This window comes from Bradyrhizobium sp., from assembly GCF_019244115.1.
Lineage (GTDB): Bacteria > Pseudomonadota > Alphaproteobacteria > Rhizobiales > Xanthobacteraceae > Bradyrhizobium.
This window is the reverse complement of record NZ_JAFATE010000530.1, coordinates 1-4216: the sequence shown is the minus strand read 5'-3', so window position 1 is coordinate 4216 and position 4216 is coordinate 1. Positions and strand designations below refer to the sequence as shown.

At 59.5% G+C, this 4216-nt stretch carries 4 protein-coding genes and 1 pseudogene; all 5 read right to left on the bottom strand.

Features of this window, described 5'->3' with window-relative positions; translation table 11 throughout:
• Nucleotides 1-498 precede the first annotated feature (498 nt).
• Complete coding sequence (gene solA / locus JOZ76_RS23385; RefSeq protein ID WP_291702347.1) at nt 499-1665, bottom strand: N-methyl-L-tryptophan oxidase; 1167 nt, start codon at nt 1663-1665, stop codon at nt 499-501.
• A gap of 43 nt (nt 1666-1708) precedes the next feature.
• Nucleotides 1709-2458: an amino acid ABC transporter ATP-binding protein gene (locus tag JOZ76_RS23380; protein ID WP_291702344.1), complete on the bottom strand. Its 750-nt coding sequence runs from the start codon at nt 2456-2458 to the stop codon at nt 1709-1711.
• 9 nt (nt 2459-2467) lie between these two features.
• Nucleotides 2468-3154, bottom strand: coding sequence for an amino acid ABC transporter permease (locus JOZ76_RS23375; protein WP_291702342.1), 687 nt, complete (start codon nt 3152-3154; stop codon nt 2468-2470).
• Entirely contained in the window at nt 3154-3909 is a 756-nt protein-coding gene (locus tag JOZ76_RS23370) for an amino acid ABC transporter permease (RefSeq protein ID WP_291702340.1), read from the bottom strand. Before JOZ76_RS23370 ends, JOZ76_RS23375 begins: the two co-directional genes overlap by 1 nt.
• A gap of 61 nt (nt 3910-3970) precedes the next feature.
• A pseudogene (locus tag JOZ76_RS23365) lies at nt 3971-4216 on the bottom strand (hypothetical protein); the annotation flags it as partial.

Below are 4216 nucleotides of genomic sequence, written 5' to 3'. Positions count from 1 at the left end.
CGCGCTCGAACATATTCTTGTCGATCACCATTCGCTTCATAGACGCCCCCTACCCTCCATGCGTTTGTAAATTGAGCCGTGCCGAGCCAATTTCGAAACCCATCGGCTTTCAGGAAGTTGGATGCTGCGCCGGGAGCATGAAGATGGGAACTCATATGTCATTGTAATTCCTATCCGATTTTCCCGACTACGAGAAGACTCGCGAATTCCGCTACATTCACCGGGATGATCGACCTCACTAATGCGCCGGTTTCCGCCCTCCTTGAACTGCATGGCGATTTGCTCGCCGAACTGCGGCGGCGCAACGTCGTCCGGAGTTCGAACAATCACGTGCTATACGGGTTAAGAGCAATCAATGACTCGCCGATCGGATCCCGGGCTCAACCGACCGAAAATGGGCATCCGTCGCACGATCAAAATCCTTCATTGCACGGCTGTTATCCAGGTGATTCGAGAGGATAATGTCTTGCATTGGACCTTCCGCTTCCTTGCCCGAAACTACTCAAAGCGAGCGATCGAAAACGAAGTCAAATCGACGCGGTTGCTGCCCCCGGTCAATTGTTCGGCAACGACATCGCCAATTCCGGCCGAGTGCTTGAAACCGTGGCCGGAACATGCAGAAACCACGAAAATGCGGTCGTAACGCGGGTGGCGGTCGATGATGAAACCCCGATCGGGAGTGACGGTGTAGAGACAGGCGGCCGTCTGGGTAACGCGAGGCGTCGCACCTGCCAACCGCCCCTTTACATGCTTTCGGTACATCTCGGCCGACTCCGCCGGATCGACCTCACGGTCGATGGTGTTCGCGGTGGTCAGCGTCTCATACTGCTCGGTGGCAACCTTGATGCGGCGATCGCCCGGCAGCGGCGGGAAGCCGTAGAGATAGTCGACATCGGTCGCGCCATGCATCCAGACGAATGCCGGCGCGTCAGGCCCGTAAGCTGCGAGATCGTCGAGTTCGTACCAGTGAAGAACCTGACGATTGACCGTCAGGAGACGATCGAATGGCGCACCCAGCAAGGGCGCCGTCCAGCCACCGGCTGTAACCACTGCCTGCTGTGCCTGAATCGTCCCGCTCGAGGTTTCGATGCGGACCATGCCGTGCTGGTCGATTGAAAGAACCTCAACGCCTGTGCGGATTTGCGCGCCGAGCTGCGAGCCGCGGTTCAATTGCGCCGAGATGCAGCGCTCGGGAAAGACATATCCGCCGCCCGGCTCATAGTAGGCTTTCTCGTTTCCTGCGAGGCCCAGGAATTGGGGGAAACGTCGGGCGACTTCCGCACCGTCGAGAACCTCGTGCTTGATGCCGAAATCCCGCGCCACCTCGATCGAGCGCGCGACAAAGTCCGGTTTGCCATGATGCGAGGTAGGTCCCGTGCCCGGCGCCATGACCAGAACGCCGCAATCATTCAGCAGCTTCTCTCCGGTATCCGCTTCGAGCTCGCGCCAGATCCGGTGGGAGTTCAGGACGAGTGGAGCGTAGTCGCCGCCCTCGCCGACCGCCTGCCGCGTGATACGGGTTTCGCCGTGGCTCGATCCCATGCGGTGCGGGGGCGCGAAACGGTCAACGCCGATCGCATGCGCGCCGCGCTTGGCCAACTGGTAGAGGACGGCGCTGCCCATGGCGCCAAGACCTATGATGACGAAATCTGCTTGCTCGGTCATTGGAACTGTGGCCGTGTTGAAATCAGACGGAAACTGTGGGTGCTTACAAGACTTTGGAGAGGAATTCTTTCGTGCGCGGGTCGCTCGCGCGCGTGAAAAACTCGGCCGGCGGCGCATGCTCGACGATCAGGCCCTTGTCGGTGAAATAGATATGGTCAGCGGCTTCGCGGGCGAAACCCATTTCGTGGGTTACGAGAATGCAGGTCATCCCATCCTCGGCGACCTTCCTGACGGCGGCGAGCACTTCCTTCACCATTTCCGGATCAAGCGCCGCCGTGACTTCGTCGAAGAGAATGACCTCGGGCTCCATGCAAAGGGCGCGCGCGATCGCGACACGCTGCTGTTGGCCGCCCGACAGTTCTCCGGGATAGGAATCTGCCTTGTCCGGAAGACGCATCTCGCCCAGAAGTTTGCGGGCGCGTTCCTCGACGAGCGACCGTGGCTCCTTCAACACCTGAATGGGCGCCATCGCCACGTTTTCCAGCACTGTTTTGTGAGGAAACAGATTGTACTGCTGGAAGACCATGCCAACGCGATGCCGAAGCTTGACCTTGTCCACCTTCGGATCGTTGACTTTGATCTCGCCAACCATGATGACGCCGTCATTGATCGGCGTCAGGCCGTTGATCGTTCTGAGGATCGTCGACTTCCCGGAACCGGACGGGCCAATGATAGCGACGACCTCGCCCTTGCGGATGTCCATGTCGATGCCGCGCAGGACCTCGAAGGGTCCGAAGGACTTGCGAACTCCTCGGAGCGAAATCAGTGGCTGTGACGAAGAGGAGGCATTCATGTTGGAACCTCATTTCGTACGGAAGCGGCGTTCAAGCATCAGCGACAGACGGTTGATCGGCCAGGCGTAGATGAAGAACATTGCCAGGAGCGCGAGGTACATTGGTATCAACATGCGCGAGTCCGACAACGCCTGGACCGCCGCTTGCGTCCTGCCCAACGCTTCCTCCACGCCGACGATCACCGACAGCGGAGTTGCCGTCAGCAGGAGAGCGTAAAGGTTCATCCACGGCGGGATCATGCGCGTAACGCATTGTGGCAGAATAATCCGGAACAGCGTGGATTGCCGGCCGTAGCCCAGGGCTTCCGCGGCTTCCCACTGACCACGGGGGACGGAGTTCACAGCGCCACGCACGATCTCGGAAAAGTTCGCGGCCACGGGAAAGGAAAAGCCGATCGTTGCCCGCAACCAGCTTGGCAGGACGATCACGGACCCGCCGATGCCGACCTGGTAAGGCATCAGGAAGATGCAGTAGAACAGCAAGACCAGCCATGGCGCGTTGCGGAACAACTGCGTGGCCAGTCTGGACGGCACGGCGATGATCAGCGGCTGCGATAGTTGCCCGAGCCCGAGGAACGTCCCCACAGCCGTGCCGATGGCAATGGCCAGAAGGCTCATCAAGACGTTGAGTCCAAAACCTGTTAAGACGAAGGGCATCCAGTCCAGGACGCGGGCCAGCACGTTCGCGTCGCCCATCACACGCCCCCCAGGCCAAACCCAGGTAGACGCATCGCCGTCTCAATCCGATTGATGATGAAGACGACAGCCCCGGTCAGTACAAGATAGATCAAGAGCATCACGTTCATCATCTCGATGGTGTTTAGCGAATCCGACCAGATCTGGTTGGACACATAGAGGAGCTCGGCCACCCCGACTGCATAAGCGACCGTCGTCGCTTTGGTCAGGTCGACGAGATTGTTCGCCAGCGAAGCGAAGGAGAACCGCAGGGCGAGCGGCACCGTGACGGAGACGAAGGCCTGCATGCGGCTGTAGCCCAGCGCCAGGGCAGCCTCCTCGTAGGACTGGTGAACAGCGCCGACGCCAGATCGGAACGTCTCGACGTTGAAGGCGCCGGAGTAGAGCGAAAGGGAGATGACCGCCCAGCTAAAACTGCCGAGAAGCGGTACCGGCAGGCCGATGTCGTTCTTCGTGACTGGCATGATGCTGCCGATCGCGAAATAGAAGAAATACATCTGCACGAGCAGTGGCGTGTTCCGGAAGAGCGCGACGTAGCCGCGCACCACCGCAGCGCCGAGGCCCTTGCTGAGCGTCAGGACCGCAGCGCCAATCGCCCCGATGACGATCGAAAAGAACGAGCAAAGCAGAATCAGCAGAAGCGTGTTGCCAAGTCCTGTGATGAAGCGTTCGAAGTCGAATGCGTCATAGAAGATCGTCAGGTTTATTCCGGAGTCAGCGAGATGTCGAAAGAATGTCTGGATGTCGGCAATCATGGTCACTGACCCTCTCGTTGGTCCGGCCCGTGACCGTGCCGGACTTGTCGCTTCGCAAGGATCAGTTGATGTGGTCCTTCAGCGCCTCATGCATCTTGATCAGGTAGGCCGAGTTCTTGATGCCGTTGACCTTCTCCGCTTCGAGCAGCGTGCCGTCGCGGTGCATCTCCGAGATTACGCCCGCCACGAAGTAATAGAAGGGTGAGAACTGGTCGGCCTGACGCACTGCCATGCCCCAGGGCGTGTCGGCCTGGATTGGTAACGGCATCTGGTAGTCGGCCCACTTAGGGTCGCTCAGGCGGACGTT

Coding starts and splice junctions, on each gene's coding strand:
- solA (WP_291702347.1), bottom strand. CDS start 1,665: ATGACCGAGCAAGCAGATTTCGTCATCATAGGTCTTGGCGCCATGGGC.
- JOZ76_RS23370 (WP_291702340.1), bottom strand. CDS start 3,909: ATGATTGCCGACATCCAGACATTCTTTCGACATCTCGCTGACTCCGGA.
- JOZ76_RS23375 (WP_291702342.1), bottom strand. CDS start 3,154: ATGGGCGACGCGAACGTGCTGGCCCGCGTCCTGGACTGGATGCCCTTC.
- JOZ76_RS23380 (WP_291702344.1), bottom strand. CDS start 2,458: ATGAATGCCTCCTCTTCGTCACAGCCACTGATTTCGCTCCGAGGAGTT.